Source organism: Pseudomonas sp. 39004, assembly GCF_028682155.1.
In the GTDB taxonomy this organism is placed as follows: domain Bacteria; phylum Pseudomonadota; class Gammaproteobacteria; order Pseudomonadales; family Pseudomonadaceae; genus Aquipseudomonas; species Aquipseudomonas capeferrum.
In genome coordinates this window covers 43,416-57,537 of record NZ_JANIAG010000004.1, presented here as the reverse complement: position 1 = coordinate 57,537, position 14,122 = coordinate 43,416, and the positions used below count along the sequence as shown (strand labels likewise).

The following is a 14,122-nucleotide window of genomic DNA, read 5'->3' as shown; positions in this document are numbered from 1 at the left end:
TTGGGGCCGCAAAGCGGCCCCAAGATCTCAGCTCAAACCAGTTCCACTCGCTTCAGCTCACTCTTCAGATACGCATAGTAGATCGGCCCCGCCACCACCCCCGGCAAGCCGAATGCCGCCTCGAACACCAGCATCGCCAGCAGCAGCTCCCACGACTTGGCACTGATCTGTCCCCCCACGATCCGCGCGTTGAGGAAGTACTCGACCTTGTGGATGACGATCAGATACCCCAACGCCGCCAGCGCCACCCAGATCGACAATGACAACCCGACGATGGTGATCAGGGTGTTGGACATCAGGTTGCCGATCACCGGCAGCAGCCCAAGCAGGAAGGTCAGCACGATCAGCGTCTTGGTCAGCGGCAGATGCACACCGAACATCGGCAGCACCACGGCCAGGAAGATGCCGGTGAAGGTGGTGTTGAGCAGCGAAATCTTGATCTGCGCAAAAACAATGTTGCGAAACGCCTGCACCAGCAGGCTCAAGCGGTCGAACAGGGCTGCGGCCAACGGCTTGCGCCGAGAGATGTCGGGTATACGCTGCAAGGCCACGATGGCGCCGAGGATCATGCCGATCAGCAAGGTGACGAACATGTGCGCCATGCCCTTGCCTACCAGTTGCAGCTCGCCCAGGTGGCTTTTGAGCCAGTCGCCGATGGCCACCTTGAACTCGGCGGCACTGGCCGGCAGGTAGCCTTCGATGAACGGCGGCAGCTGCCCACGGGCCCGCTCGACCAGGGCCATGAACTTGTCCAGCGAGGCCCCGGGGTTCTCCGCCTCGTGCAGCAGGAAGCTGAATGCGCCGGCGATCAGCAAGGTCAGGGTAGTGACCACCAACGTGCCGAGCAGGGCCACGGCCAGCCAGCGGGCGCGCTGCCCGGCAATCAGTGGCTGCAACCGCGGCGTCAGCATGTTGACCAGTTCGAACACCAGCAAACCGGCAAGCAGGCTCGGCAGCAACTTCAGGGGCAGCGCCAGCAACAGGCCGGCAACCACGATGATCCAGCTGGCCAGGGTGATCTGGCGGGGGGTGAAGGTCATACAGCCTCAGGGGCAGACAACGGAAAAGACCCGCAGTCTGCCAGCCTTCGCCCTACAGGCATAGGCGCAGGTCATTTCTTCTTCAGGCAGTCGCTCATGTACGCCTTGCGCTCGTCACCCTTGAGTGCCTTGGTGCTGGCGTCGGCGTTGCAGGTCTTCATCTTTTCCTGCTGGGTGGCCGGTACGCTCTTCTTCAGGCAGTTGCTCATGAACGCCTTGCGTTCATCGCCCTTGAGCGCCTTGGCGCTGGCGTCGGCATTGCACGAGGTCATCTTTTCCTGTTGCGCAGTGGCGGCGAACCCCTGTGCGCTGAACAATACAGCCAACACCAGCAATGGCATTTGCAGCAGCTTCATGGAGTGGTCTCCTTGTCTCCGCGCCCGATGCACGGTGGTGCCACTGAGTGTAGACAAGATTTTTTACACTCATTTCAGCCGCCAGCCCTCACCTGACGCCGGTACTGCTCCGGCGTGCAATGGGCCTGGCGCTGGAACATGGCGATGAAGGCCGAGGCGCTGCTGTAGCCGAGGTCGAAGGCAATGGCCTGAATCGGCAAGCCTGCCTCCAGCATCTCGATGGCACGCAGAAAGCGCAGGCGCAGGCGCCACTCGCCAAAACCGATGCCCAGTTCGCGGATGAACTGGCGGGCCAGGGTACGTTCGCTGACATGCACCTGCCGCGCCCAATCAGCCAGCGGGCGATTGTCGCCCGGGGCATGGCTCAAGCCATCGAGCACCTGGCCCAGGCCCTCGCTACGGGCGAAGGGCAGGTAGCAGGTCTGAGTCGGCGCCAGCAGCAACTGGTCGAGCAGCACCTGCACCAGGCGCTGGTCGCGTTCGTCCTGCGCCACGTTCAGGCCGCGCCGGGCGAAGTCGCCGAGGATGGCCTTGAGGATGTCGCTGATGACCAGGCTGCACGGCTGCTGCGGCAACCCGGCACACAAGCTGCGGTCCAGGTAGAGCGAGCGGTAGACGATGGCCTGGGGGTTGTAACAGCCATGCTCGATGCCCGGTGGCACCCAGACGGCGTAGTGCGGCGGCGAGAGGAAGCGCTGGCCTTCGACATCCAGGTGCATGACACCGTGCGCCGCGTAGTTCAGCTGGCCCCAGGCGTGGCGATGGGGGGCGCTGTGGGTATCGGCGCCGAACTCGTCGTGGCGCAAGTACACCGGCGCCGGGAGCCGGTCGAAACCGGGGATGTCGAGGTATTTGCGCGGCATGCTGTCTGCTTCGAAGGGCGGATTGTCTGGATACAAGTATAGGCTTGCGGACAGACAACTCATAATACCGGGCAACCTGGGCCTGCTACGCAGCAGCCCCAAAATTCCTGGTCTCACCCAGAGTTGCACGTTTATGAATTACCTGTTCCCCCTCACCGCCATCCTTATCTGGGCCGGCAACACCGTGGTCACCAAGCTGTCGGCCGGTGCCATCCACCCCGCCGAGATCGGCTTCTACCGCTGGCTGCTGGCCGGCCTGCTGTTCACCCCCTTCTTGCTGCCCGCCGTGTGGCGCAACCGTGCAGCCATCCGCCCGCACCTGGGCAAGGTGTTCGTCCTCGGCGTGCTGGGCATGGCCTTGTACCAGAGCCTGGCGTACTTCGCCGCCAGCATCACCAGCGCCACCAACATGGGCATCATCCTCTCGCTGATGCCGTTGATGTCGCTGGCGCTGTCGATTGCCTGGCTCGGCCAGCGCCTGACCTTCGGCGCCCTGGTCGGCGCCCTGGTGTCGTTTTTCGGCGTGCTTGAAGTGGTCAGCGCAGGCCAACCCGGGGCCTTGCTGGAACAGGGCCTGAACAGCGGCGACCTGCTGATGCTGGTGGCCACCCTGGCCTATGCGCTGTACAGCTTCCTGCTGAAAAAATGGCAGTTGCGCCTGCCGCCCTTGCAGTTGCTGTACCTGCAGGTGCTGGTGGCCATCGTCGTGTTGCTGCCGCTGTTCCTGCTGTCGGACAAGACCGGCCTGAATGCCCACAACGTCGGCCTGGTGCTGTACGCCTGCGTGCTGGCCTCGATGATCGCCCCGCTGGTGTGGATGCAGGCCGTGCACCGCCTGGGCCCAAGCCGCACCACGCTGTTCTTCAACCTGCTGCCCTTGGTCACCGCGCTGATCGCCGCTGGGGTACTCGATGAACAGCTGGCCAGCTACCACCTGGTCGGCGGCTTGTTGACCCTGCTGGGGGTGATCTTGGCCGAGCGCTGGACCACACCCGTACGCCGCAGCGTTACAGCCCCGCAGCCTTGAGCCGGGCGGCGTGCTCGGTGAACAGGCGCACCGGCTCGGCGCCCTTGCCCACGGCGCCGAGCGACTGGTTGACGATGTCCAGGTGGTCGAGCGGGTAGTCGTCGCCGATCACCTGCCCCAGGTGCGAGCTGAAGCGCCCGACCATGCCATCGCAATGGCCCTTTTCCTTGACGAAACTGCGGGCGAAAAGGCGGCAGAAGCGGTTGCTGCCGTCAAAGCGGTTGCGCCCCTGGTCGGTCAGGCCGGGCTGCAAGGTGCCTGACCAGGAGTAGTAGCGCACGCCATTGACCTCTGCCGGCCCTTCGCCGCCCCAGGTGTCGGGCAGGCCCTGTGGATAAGCCTGGTTGAACAGCGCCACCCCGGCACTGGTCAGCGCCTGGTGCGAGGCGTGCACGTCGATGGGCAATGGCTCGCGGCGCCAGCCGGTTTCCAGCCACACCAGCAGCACCGCCAGGCCGTGCAGCGCGCCCTTGAGGATACGCCCCTGGGGCGAGTCGCCCGGCGCCGTACGGTGCAGGTGGTCGGCCAGTTCCGAGCCATGGTTGGGCCCCGCCACGGACGTCACCGAAGCCACCCGCTCAGGCCGTTTGGCCGCAGCATAGCGCGCGTCCAAGGCGCCCTGGCTGTGGCCAATCAGGTTGACCTTGTCGGCACCGGTGCGCTGGCAGATGGCTTCGATGATCGCCAGCAGCTGCTCACCCCGCACCTCACTGGCGTGCAGCGGCGAGACTTGCACGGGGAACACCTGCGCCCCGCCCTTGCGCAGGGCCGGCACGATGCCGAACCAGTAGGGGTAGAGCAGCACCCGGACGAAACCGAGCATGCCCGGCACCAGCACCAGTGGGTATCGCGTGGCCAATTCCTGCGGCATAGCCCCTGCCCCTTTGCGTGGTCGACCGGCCAACACTACAGCGGCCTGGATGACCATCGCAATCGAACTCCTGGCGCGCCGTGCGGTTCCAAACCAAACAGACCCTGAGCAAGGAGCGGGACCATGTACAAACAGACCCTGGCAATCCTTCTGGCCAGCGCAACACTTGCCGCTTGCGGCAGCCGCCCGGAGAACCCGGTGGACTACGTCACCTACCGTGACGAGCCGCTGGTCAAGCAGGTGGAGCACGGCATGACCATGCAGAAAGTCATCGCCATTGGTGGCAGCCCATCCAATGCGATCGACCTGCCCCACGGCGGCACCTGCAACGACTACATCCTCAACCGCGACGGCAAGCAACAGGCGTACTACGTGCGCTTCGACGCCACCGGCCATGTCGATGCCAAGGGCTTCAAGACTTGCAAGCAACGAGAAGAGGACAGCGAAGCCGTACCCGGCGCGTGAGCCTACGCAACACCTTGACCACCCGTCCTGATCTTTTTGGAGATAACCATGAGCAACGTTGAACTGACCGATGTGCAAACCCTGCGCGAACGTGCCCGCCAGCACGTCGAGCAAGGCGCCGTGACCGAGGGCTACCATGCCGACCGCCAAGAGATCCTGCGCCTGCTCAACGAGTCGCTGGCCACCGAACTGGTCTGCGTGCTGCGCTACAAACGCCACTACTTCATGGCCAGCGGGATCAAGGCGAGCGTGGCGGCCGAAGAGTTTCTTGAGCATGCCAACCAGGAAGCCGAGCACGCCGACAAGCTGGCCGAGCGGATCGTGCAGCTGGGCGGCGAACCGGACTTCAACCCGGACAACCTGACCAAGAACTCCCATGCCCAATATGTGGCGGGCAATAACCTCAAAGAAATGGTGCTGGAAGACCTGGTGGCCGAGCGGATTGCGATCGACAGCTACCGCGAGATCATTCAGTACATTGGTGACAAGGACCCGACCACGCGGCGCATCTTCGAAGACATCCTGGCGCAGGAAGAAGAGCACGCGGACGATATGTCCGATCTGTTGCAAGGTTTGTAATCGAAAGGGGGCTGCCCTGCAGCCCCTTACATTATTTCTTGCCTTTGACCGCCGCCGGCGCCTTGCCCGCCTTCATCTGCTGCAACAACGGCGTGCACTGGTTAGGTTCGTCCCCACTGCTAGGCGCAATCAGTGCCAGCAGCCCCGCCGCAGGCCCCGCAACCACCCCCAAGGCCACCATCCCCGCCCCGCGCAAGGCCAGCGGCACCGCCTGCACACCCGCACTCGGCTTGGCAAACGGCCCGCGTACATACAGCGGCGAACGCAGCGAGAACAGCCGCAGCCCCTTCGACTCCGGGGTCACCTTCAGGTCCAACTGCTCACTGGCAAAATTCGCCGTGCCGTTGATGTAGATGATCGCGTTCTCGGTATCGAAGATGAACAGGCGTGTGCTCGCCAGCCCATCCTTGATCCCGACATCGGCCGCCGCGCAGTTGATCTGCACATCCTCGTCCCCGAACAACTTGCCAACCACGTAGTTGCCTACGTTGAGGCCGGCAATTTCCATCAGGCTGCGGCTGATCGCGCCATCGTTGATCAGCATGCGCAGGTCGCCATTGGCCGTGCCCAGCAGCGCCGCCACCGAGTTGCCGCGGCCGGTGATGTCGGCATCGCCGTTGAGTTCGCCGAAGCTGGTCTGCATCGGCGCGAAGGTGGGGAACAGTTGCTTGAGCTTGAAGCCCCGCGCGGTCAACTGCGCCCGCCCCTGCAACGGTACGCTGCGGCCATCGAGGCGGATCCTGGAGGCCAGGTTGCCACCGGCCACGCCAAAGCGCAGCGGCTCCAGGCGCAGCAGGCCGTCTTCGAGGATCACGTGGGCAGACAGGTCGTTGAACGGCAATTGCTCGCTGTGGACGATGCGCTTGCCGGCAAACTCGACGTCGGCGTCCATGGCGCGCCAACGTTCGGTGCGGAACTCCTCGACCGGCAATACCTTGCCCGTCGGCTGCTTGCTGGCGCCCCCGCGAGCCTTCTGCTCGGCGTTGGAGTCGGCACCGATCAGCGGCGCGAGGTCCTTGAACAGCAGCTGGTTGGAGACCAGCTTGCCGGAGAGCTTGGGCCGCGGCTGGCTGGCCACGAAGGCCAGGTCGCCGTGGATGTCGCTGTCGCCGATCTTGCCGTTGAACCCCTGGTAATTGAAGGTCGCACCTTGCGCGGCATGCAGGTTGGCAGTGAGGTGGCCATCAGTGGCGTAGGCCGGGGTGTCCGGCAGGGTCACGCCGGTCAGCGGGTAGAGGTTGCCCAGGCTCTTGCCGGACAGGCGCAGGCGCAGGTCCAGGGCGCCCAGGTTACGCGGGTCGGTCAGGGTGCCGGCGAGCACCACGTGGGTGTCGGCGATGCGCACGTCAGCCTGCAACGGGAACGGCTGGCTGGCGTCCTGCAGCGCCAGCAGGCCACCGATCTTGCCGGTGCCGGCCACCGGCTGCCCTTTGTAGCGGCCCTGGGCCTTGAGGCCGAAGGCATAGTCCTGGGCGCCCGCCGTTTTCTCGGCCCGCGCCTTGCCGACGATGTCGCTGTAGGGTATCGGCTTGCCCAGCGGGTCGATTTGTATCTTCATGCTGGTCTTCAGGGTCTGATCATCAAGGCTGACATTGCCCTGGTCAAAACCGATGGCACCGATGTCCAGCTGCCATTTCGAGGGTTCTGCGTTTTCATCCTTGGGGCCGAAGTCGAAGGTCCAGTTGGCGCGGCCATCGGCCAGTCGAGTCAGGCTGGCGGTGGGCTTGGTCAGGTTGATGCGCGGGATGACGATCTGCTGGAACACCAGCGGCAGCGGCGCCAGGCGGAACTCGACACGCTCGAGGCCGACCATTTTCGGCTCCTTGAGCCAGTCGGGGTTGCCCAGGGTCAGGTCCTCGGCAATGAAGTGCGGCCACGGCACCCACGCCCGCCAACCGCCTTCTTCAGGCTCGGTACGCCACTGCACCGCAAGGTTGCCATTGATTGCGAAAGGCCGGTGCAGGGCCTCGGAAACCTTCTCGTTGAGCAACGGCTTGACGCGGTTCCAGTCGAAGGTGGCGATTACCACCACCAGTATCGCCAACAGGGTCAACAGGGTGGCAAGGGTCCAGACAAGGATTCTGGCGGGTCGCGTCATTGCGTGATTCTCCTGACGGCATGGCACAAAGCGGGCACCGGTGGCACTCATTAACTCGGACTGATGAAAACCCGCTGGGTTTTATCGGTGGCGCCATGATAGCGAAGTTTTTCCTGGCGCCTTGCTCAGCATTTGGTCTGGGCAACGGCGTTGCGTTACCTGGCAAAGATGAAGGCCAAAAGCCACCATGCATGTCGAAACAGCCGCGCTAGAGCCTCCAAAAAGCTCTATCAATGCTGTCGATTGTTACCATTATCCTTATGAACTTTTCTCTGGCGTTACCGGGCGTAGCATTGGCTTCGTACCCACTTTCCAGCCCCCCAGAGGAGCAACTACTCATGAAACGCCACCTGCTGACCCTGACCCTGTCGATCCTTGCTGCCAACGCCTTCGCCCTGCCGGCTGCTGACCAGCACCTGACCGCCGAATCGCGCTCCAGCGCCGCTGAAATCGCCCAGCCCCTGAAAACGGTTACCGAAGGTGGTTCGGACCGCCTGATCGAACGCACTGGCCGCGTCGCCGAAGGTGGCTCGGACCGCCTGATAGAACGCTCCGGCCGGGTAGCCGAAGGCGGTTCGGACCGCTTGATCGAACGCTCCGGCCGGGTAGCCGAGGGTGGCTCGGATCGCCTGGTTGAACTCAGCCGTGTGAGCTGATCGCCATGGCCGAAAATAACAACCTGCGGCACAATGCCTGCTCACCTCCAAGCCCGGTCCATTGACCGGGCTTCGTTTTATTATCTAGAGTGCCCTGCCTCGACCGACACAGAACCCTGACCCATGCTGCCGCGTGCCGAACAGAAGCTACAGACCCGCCAGGCCCTGCTCGATGCCGCCTGCCAGCTGATGGAGAGTGGCCGTGGTTTCGGCAGCATCAGCCTGCGCGAAGTGGCGAAAACGGCAGGTATCGTTCCCACCGGTTTCTACCGGCATTTTCCCGATATGGACGCCCTGGGCCTGGCCCTGGTGGCCGAGGTCGATACCACCTTCCGCCAGACCATCCGTCTGGTACGCCAGAACGAATTCGAGTTTGGCGGCATCACCGACGCCTCGGTACGCATCTTCCTCGACGTGGTCGCCGCCCACCGGGCGCAGTTCCTGTTCCTGGCCCGTGAGCAATACGGTGGCTCGCAGGCGGTACGCCAGGCGATTGCCCGCCTGCGCCAGGACATCAGTGACGACCTGGCCACCGATCTTGCGCGCATGAAACGCTGGCAGCACCTGGACGGTGCAGCACTGGCGGTGATGGCCGACCTGGTCGTGAAGACGGTATTTGCCACCCTGCCCGAGCTGATCGACAACCCTGATTCAGGTTATCCACAGGCGTTGTCCGCGCAGGAAAAAATCACCCAACAGCTGCGCTTCATTTTCGTCGGCGCGCGGCACTGGCAAGGCCTGGGAAACCCGGGCTGAAGCGCAGTTCTGCTACCATGGCGCACTGCCCGATTGTGACGAGCGCATTCATGTCCGACCCCCGCCCCACTCCGCCCGAACTGGCCCGCTTCAACCAGCACTTTGCCGAGCGTATCGTGCCGCTGTGGCAAGGCCCGGGCTGGAACGTCGAAATGGCCCTGCCCTTCGAGGCCCTCGATGCCCAGCACCGGCCGTTGCCGGTTCAGCGCTATCGGGCGATGGCCTGCGCGCGCCAGCTGTACCTGTTCAGCAGCCGCATCGAGCAACCGGGCGCGGCAGAGCGGGCAGCGGCGTTGTTCCGCTCGCTGCAGCGGCATTTCCACGATGCCGAGCACGGTGGCTGGTTCTACAGCATCGATGCCGAAGGCAAGCCACTCGACCGACGCAAGGACCTCTACACCCACGCGTTCATCGTGTTTGCCTGCGCGCATTACTGGGGCAAGGTCCGCGACAGCCTGGTGGAATCTGCGCTGAACGCTGCCTTGGCAATCGTCAGCACGCAGTTCGCCCGCGACGACGGCCTGTACGAGGCCAGCCTCGCTGAAGACTGGGCCGACCTTGGCAGTGGCCCGCTGCAGAACCCCCAGATGCACTTGGCCGAAGCCTTCCTGCAGGTGCTTGCCGTGCGTGAAGATGCCAGCGTGCAGCAGGCACTGCTGCAGTTGTGCGATGCCCTGTTGGCACAGTTCATCGAACCGCAGCACGGCTTGATGCTGGAAAAACCACGCGATGCTGTGGATAACTGGTTCGAACCGGGGCATCAGTTCGAATGGTTCTACCTGCTCGACACTTCGCCACTGTTACGCGGCACCCCGCTGCATGGCGCCATTGCCCGGGCGTTCGATTATGCCGAGCATTGCGGGGTAAAGGATTCGGCGGTATTGGCAATGCTGGCTGTGGACGGCAAGGTCATCGATGCCACCCAGCGGATCTGGGCCCAGGCGGAGTACTTGCGGGCACTGGTGTTGCGCTCAGGCAACGAAGCCAAGCTTGCGGCGCAGTTGCAGGCGATGACGCAGCGGTTCCTGCATGACGGCGGCTGGTATGAGTGCCGGGACGGCGAAGGCGCTGTCAGCCGGCATGACATGCCTTCGACCACGCCTTATCACTTGGCGACCTGCCTGGCAGGGCTGCAGCGCCTGGCTTGACGCCTTCGGATCAGCCCTTGGGCGACCGATCGATCGAGAACCCTGCCCAGTCCTGGCTCACCGGCATCAGCTCCAGGCTGTTGATGTTGATGTGCGCCGGCTGGTTGAGGATCCAGAAGATGGTCTCTGCAATATCCTGCGGCTGGATCGCCTCTGCACCCGCGTAGGTGGCGTCGTACTTGGCTTGGTCGCCCCCGAAACGCACCAACGAGAACTCGCTCTCGCACAGCCCTGGCTCGATGTTGCTGACGCGCACGCCAGTACCGCGCAGGTCGCAGCGCAGGCTGAGGGAAAACTGCCCGACGAACGCCTTGGTGCCGCCATACACGTTGCTGCCCGGGTACGGGTAATTGCCCGCCACCGAACCTACGTTGAGGATCGACGCGCCGCGGCCGTGTGCGATCAACCGAGGCAGCAGCAGGCGCGTGGTGTAGATCAGGCCCTTGATGTTGGTGTCGACCATGGTTTCCCAGTCGTCCAGGCTGCAGTTCTGCGCCGCATCGACGCCCAGCGCCAGGCCTGCGTTGTTGACCAGGCCGCGCAGCTTCTCAAAACCGGGCGGCAGCGTGGCGATGGCCTGTTCCATGGCGTTGCGGTCGCGCACATCCAAAACCAGCCCATGCACGTCGGTCTTGGCCGACAGTTCGGCACACAGGGCGTCCAGGCGCTCTTTGCGCCGGCCAGTGAGGATCAGCTTCCAGCCGGCCTCGGCGAAACGTCGGGCGGTGGCTTCACCGAAACCGGAAGTCGCGCCAGTGATGAATACGGTGGACGTCATGCTCTGTTCCTCGCTGTGGATTAATTTCGGCAGGGGGTTGCAGCATGCCTTCGTGCCACGCAGGCAGCAAGCCATTGAGGCAACTGATCAAATATTGACCATATCGGCGAAAGCCCCGTTGCAGAGGGCCTGGCGTCATGTATGCGCATGTTATCCACAAGGCTTTCCCCACAGATTGGGGGCAACTTGTCGGGGTAGCGGAACCCTTTCAGCGTTACAGGGTCGGTGGATATCTTTTTAGTGATGGCGCAAGGCTTTAAACCATGCCGCTTGCAGCGGTATGTCCAAGGGTTTTGCACAGAGTTATACACAGGTGTTCAAGGCGATTACACACAGCTGCATGTGGGTAAAAATCGTTGGGAAATCATCCACAAGGGCAAACCGATCAAAAAATGATCAGATCCCTGCAGACCTCGACAGCAAAGGGCTACAGCGAGGTGCACCCATGTTTTCCACAGGCGGCTCCACATTATCCGTGGGTAAAACAAGGCTGTGCAAACAATGACTTAGGCTGAGGTTTTGTGGCGGCCTGGGAGCGATGTGCGGCAAGTTGTCCACATTGCAGTTGGGGCCGCAAAGCGGCCCCCGTATCCGACTCAGTGCCCGCCCAGATAGGCGCTACGCACCTCTTCATTCACCAACAACTCTTGCCCCGTCCCGGTCATGCGGATTTCTCCGTTGACCATCACATACGCCCGGTCCGACAGTTTCAGCGCATGGTTGGCGTTCTGCTCCACCAGGAAAATGGTCATGCCGGTCTTGGCCAGCTCACGCAAGGTGGAGAAGATCTGCTTGACCACAATCGGCGCCAGCCCCAGCGACGGCTCATCGAGCAGCAGCAACTTCGGCCGGCTCATCAGCGCACGGGCGATGGCGAGCATCTGCTGCTCGCCCCCCGACATGGTCATCGCCCGCTGGGTACGCCGCTCCTTCAACCGCGGGAACAGTTCGTACATGCGCTCCATGTCCTCCTTGGCATATTTGTCGCCAATCGGGATGGTGCCCATCATCAGGTTTTCTTCGACGGTCATGTCGGGGAACACCCGCCGCCCTTCCGGCGACTGGGCAATGCCATTGGAGGCGATGTAGTGCGACGACTTGCGGGTGATGTCGGTGCCGCGGTACACGATGTGCCCCGACGCGGCGCGCGGCTGGCCGAAAATCGACATCAGCAGGGTCGACTTGCCGGCACCGTTGGCGCCGATCAGGCTCACCGTCTCGCCTTCGTTGATGTGCATCGACACCTTCTTCAGCGCCTGGATCGGCCCATAGAACACATCCAGGTCCTTGAGCTCGAGAATGGGTGCACTCATACCAGTTCCTCTTCGTCTGCACCCAGGTAGGCGGCAATCACCGTCGGGTTGTTGCGGATTTCCTGTGGCGCGCCTTCGGCGATCACGTTGCCATGGTCGAGCACGACGATGTGGTCGGAGATGCTCATGACCATGCCCATGTCGTGTTCGATCAGCACCACGGTGATGTCGTGCTCGTCGCGCAGCACGCGGATCATGCCACTCAGGGCCTCGGTTTCCTGCGGGTTGAGGCCGGCAGCCGGTTCGTCCAGGCAGATGATCTTCGGCCGCGTGCACATGGCCCGGGCAATTTCCAGGCGCCGCTGCTGGCCGTACGACAACTCACCGGCCAGGCGGTTGGCGCAATCGACCAGGTCGACCACCTCCAGCCAGTAGAACGCATGGTCCAGGGCATCGCTCTCGGCCTTGCGGTAGGCCTTGGTGTTGAGCACCCCGGCCAGCAGGTTGCGGTTGACCCACATGTGCTGGGCCACCAGCAGGTTTTCCACCACCGACATTTCCTTGAACAAGCGAATGTTCTGGAAGGTCCGGGCAAGGCCTGCCCGGTTCACCAGGTGGGTGCCGCCGAACATCTTGTAGTACAGGCGGTTGGCAAAGCGCGCGGGCGATATGAAGTCGGCCGCCTGGAAGCGCTCGCCGAGCAACTGGATGACGTTGGTTTGGCTGCCGCGCACGTTCAGTTCGATGCGCCCGCCACTGGCCTTGTAGAAGCCTGTGAGGCAGTTGAACACCGTGGTCTTGCCGGCACCATTGGGGCCGATCAGGGCAAAGATCTGATTGCGCCGGACCTTGAGGCTGACATCGCTGAGCGCCTTGATGCCGCCAAACTGCATCATCAGGTTGTCGACCGAAAGAATGATTTCGTCGCTCATGGCGCCACTCCTTTACGCGGAACCACACCGGTACGGCTGATGCGGATCAGCCCACGCGGTCGCCAGATCATCATCAGCACCATCAGCACGCCGAACAGCAGCACGCGGTACTCGGAGAAGCTGCGCAGCAGCTCCGGGGCCACAGTCAGCACAAACGCTGCGATCACTACGCCCACCGTCGAACCCATACCGCCCAGTACCACGATGGCAAGGATCAGCGCCGACTCGAAGAAGGTGAACGACGACGGGTTGACGAAGCCCTGGTACGTGGCGAAAAACACACCAGCAATGCCCGCAGTGGATGCCCCGAGGGTGAAGGCCGAGAGCTTGACCAGCACGTGGTTCAGGCCCATTGAGCGGCAGGCGATCTCGTCTTCACGCAGCGCTTCCCAGGCGCGGCCGACTGGCATGCGGGTCAACCGGTGCTTGATGTACAGCACCGCCAGCACCACCAGGAACAATACGGCGTAGATGAACACGAACTTGAGGTTGGCGTTGTAATCGAAGCCGAAGAACTCGTGGATCGGCACCCCGCCGTCCTTGGCCCGACGGCCGAACTCCAGGCCGAAGAAGGTTGGCGACGGCGCCGGCATGCCGTTCGGCCCGCCGGTGAACGACAACCAGTTGTTCAATATCAGACGGATGATCTCGCCAAAGCCCAGGGTCACGATCGCCAGGTAGTCACCGTGCATGCGTAACACCGGGAAGCCGAGTATGCACCCCGCCAGCGCTGCGGCGATGGCCGCCAGCGGCAGCACACTCCAGAAGCCCAGGCCCAGGTACTGGTAGCCCAGCGCCAGGCCATAAGCGCCAATGGCATAGAACGCCACGTACCCCAGGTCGAGCAGGCCGGCCAGGCCGACCACGATGTTCAGCCCAAGGCCCAGCAATACGTAGATCAGGCCGAGGATGACCACGGTCAGCAGGTACTTGTTGGCAAAGATCGGGAAGACGATGGCGATCACGATCAGCGCCGGGATGATGTAGCGCAGGCGTGACTTGTAGTTCGGCGCGTTCACATGCACGCCCGAGCCACCACTGTCGAAGCCTTGCAGCATGCGCCGTCCAGCGCCGCTCTGCAGGTACAGGCTGAGCAGGAAGCGCCCGACCATTACACCACCGACCAGCCACGCCACGCGGCGGGGTTCGGCATTGAAGGTGTAGCCGTCGAGCACCACGCCGACGACCGGGCCAAAGACAATGAGCGCCAGCAGGCCGGCGACGAAGGTCTCCAGCAGGCTGCGTTTGAGGTCGAAACCGTTGGTTTCGGAAACAGGGGCAGTTTTGGCAGTGGACATGT

General features: G+C 63.1%; 15 protein-coding genes. 6 read left to right on the top strand and 9 right to left on the bottom strand.

Translation table 11 applies throughout. The features are described from left to right. Positions 1–32: 32 nt before the first annotated feature. The 3 genes from NP534_RS01400 to NP534_RS01390 form a co-directional block, all read right to left on the bottom strand. Positions 33–1,040 carry an AI-2E family transporter gene (locus tag NP534_RS01400; protein ID WP_274097499.1) on the bottom strand — a complete coding sequence of 336 codons (1,008 nt, stop codon included), beginning with the start codon at positions 1,038–1,040 and terminating at the stop codon, positions 33–35. A 71-nt stretch (positions 1,041–1,111) separates the two neighbouring features. Further along, positions 1,112–1,396 (bottom strand): PsiF family protein, encoded by a 285-nt coding sequence (locus NP534_RS01395; protein WP_047582340.1) that lies wholly within the window; start codon positions 1,394–1,396, stop codon positions 1,112–1,114. Positions 1,397–1,470: 74 nt separating this feature from the next. After that, positions 1,471–2,259 (bottom strand): AraC family transcriptional regulator, encoded by a 789-nt coding sequence (locus tag NP534_RS01390; protein WP_274097498.1) that lies wholly within the window; start codon positions 2,257–2,259, stop codon positions 1,471–1,473. 133 nt (positions 2,260–2,392) lie between these two features. Here NP534_RS01390 and NP534_RS01385 point away from each other — a divergent pair, with 133 nt between their 5' ends. Then, positions 2,393–3,286: a DMT family transporter gene (locus NP534_RS01385; RefSeq protein ID WP_274097497.1), complete on the top strand. Its 894-nt coding sequence runs from the start codon at positions 2,393–2,395 to the stop codon at positions 3,284–3,286. Here the strand turns inward: NP534_RS01385 and NP534_RS01380 are convergent. Then, on the bottom strand, positions 3,267–4,157 hold the full coding sequence (locus NP534_RS01380; protein WP_186652722.1) for an esterase/lipase family protein: 891 nt from the start codon (positions 4,155–4,157) through the stop codon (positions 3,267–3,269). The genes NP534_RS01385 and NP534_RS01380 overlap by 20 nt on opposite strands. A gap of 123 nt (positions 4,158–4,280) precedes the next feature. On the opposite strand from NP534_RS01380, the gene osmE reads away from it, so the two are divergent. Together osmE and NP534_RS01370 are read left to right on the top strand one after the other, a co-directional pair. After that, positions 4,281–4,622: an osmotically-inducible lipoprotein OsmE gene (gene osmE / locus NP534_RS01375; RefSeq protein WP_033701777.1), complete on the top strand. Its 342-nt coding sequence runs from the start codon at positions 4,281–4,283 to the stop codon at positions 4,620–4,622. Between the two features lie 48 nt (positions 4,623–4,670). Then, entirely contained in the window at positions 4,671–5,201 is a 531-nt protein-coding gene (locus tag NP534_RS01370; protein ID WP_033701778.1) for a ferritin-like domain-containing protein, read from the top strand. 31 nt (positions 5,202–5,232) lie between these two features. On the opposite strand, the gene NP534_RS01365 is transcribed toward NP534_RS01370, so the two are convergent. Continuing rightward, positions 5,233–7,299, bottom strand: coding sequence for an AsmA family protein (locus NP534_RS01365; RefSeq protein WP_274097496.1), 2,067 nt, complete (start codon positions 7,297–7,299; stop codon positions 5,233–5,235). A 338-nt stretch (positions 7,300–7,637) separates the two neighbouring features. Here NP534_RS01365 and NP534_RS01360 point away from each other — a divergent pair, with 338 nt between their 5' ends. From NP534_RS01360 to NP534_RS01350, 3 genes are all read left to right on the top strand, one after another. After that, positions 7,638–7,955: a hypothetical protein gene (locus NP534_RS01360; protein ID WP_274097495.1), complete on the top strand. Its 318-nt coding sequence runs from the start codon at positions 7,638–7,640 to the stop codon at positions 7,953–7,955. Positions 7,956–8,078: 123 nt separating this feature from the next. Next, on the top strand, positions 8,079–8,711 hold the full coding sequence (locus NP534_RS01355) for a TetR family transcriptional regulator (protein ID WP_033701781.1): 633 nt from the start codon (positions 8,079–8,081) through the stop codon (positions 8,709–8,711). Positions 8,712–8,761: 50 nt separating this feature from the next. Beyond that, complete coding sequence (locus NP534_RS01350) at positions 8,762–9,859, top strand: AGE family epimerase/isomerase (RefSeq protein ID WP_274097494.1); 1,098 nt, start codon at positions 8,762–8,764, stop codon at positions 9,857–9,859. 10 nt (positions 9,860–9,869) lie between these two features. On the opposite strand, the gene NP534_RS01345 is transcribed toward NP534_RS01350, so the two are convergent. From NP534_RS01345 to livM, 4 genes are all read right to left on the bottom strand, one after another. Beyond that, positions 9,870–10,637, bottom strand: coding sequence for an SDR family oxidoreductase (locus tag NP534_RS01345; RefSeq protein ID WP_274097493.1), 768 nt, complete (start codon positions 10,635–10,637; stop codon positions 9,870–9,872). Between the two features lie 596 nt (positions 10,638–11,233). Then, on the bottom strand, positions 11,234–11,950 hold the full coding sequence (locus NP534_RS01340; protein ID WP_274097492.1) for an ABC transporter ATP-binding protein: 717 nt from the start codon (positions 11,948–11,950) through the stop codon (positions 11,234–11,236). Continuing rightward, positions 11,947–12,822 (bottom strand): ABC transporter ATP-binding protein, encoded by an 876-nt coding sequence (locus tag NP534_RS01335; RefSeq protein ID WP_047582330.1) that lies wholly within the window; start codon positions 12,820–12,822, stop codon positions 11,947–11,949. Before NP534_RS01335 ends, NP534_RS01340 begins: the two co-directional genes overlap by 4 nt. After that, on the bottom strand, positions 12,819–14,120 hold the full coding sequence (gene livM, locus NP534_RS01330; RefSeq protein ID WP_274097491.1) for a high-affinity branched-chain amino acid ABC transporter permease LivM: 1,302 nt from the start codon (positions 14,118–14,120) through the stop codon (positions 12,819–12,821). The genes NP534_RS01335 and livM overlap by 4 nt, the downstream gene beginning before the upstream one ends. Positions 14,121–14,122: the final 2 nt, after the last annotated feature.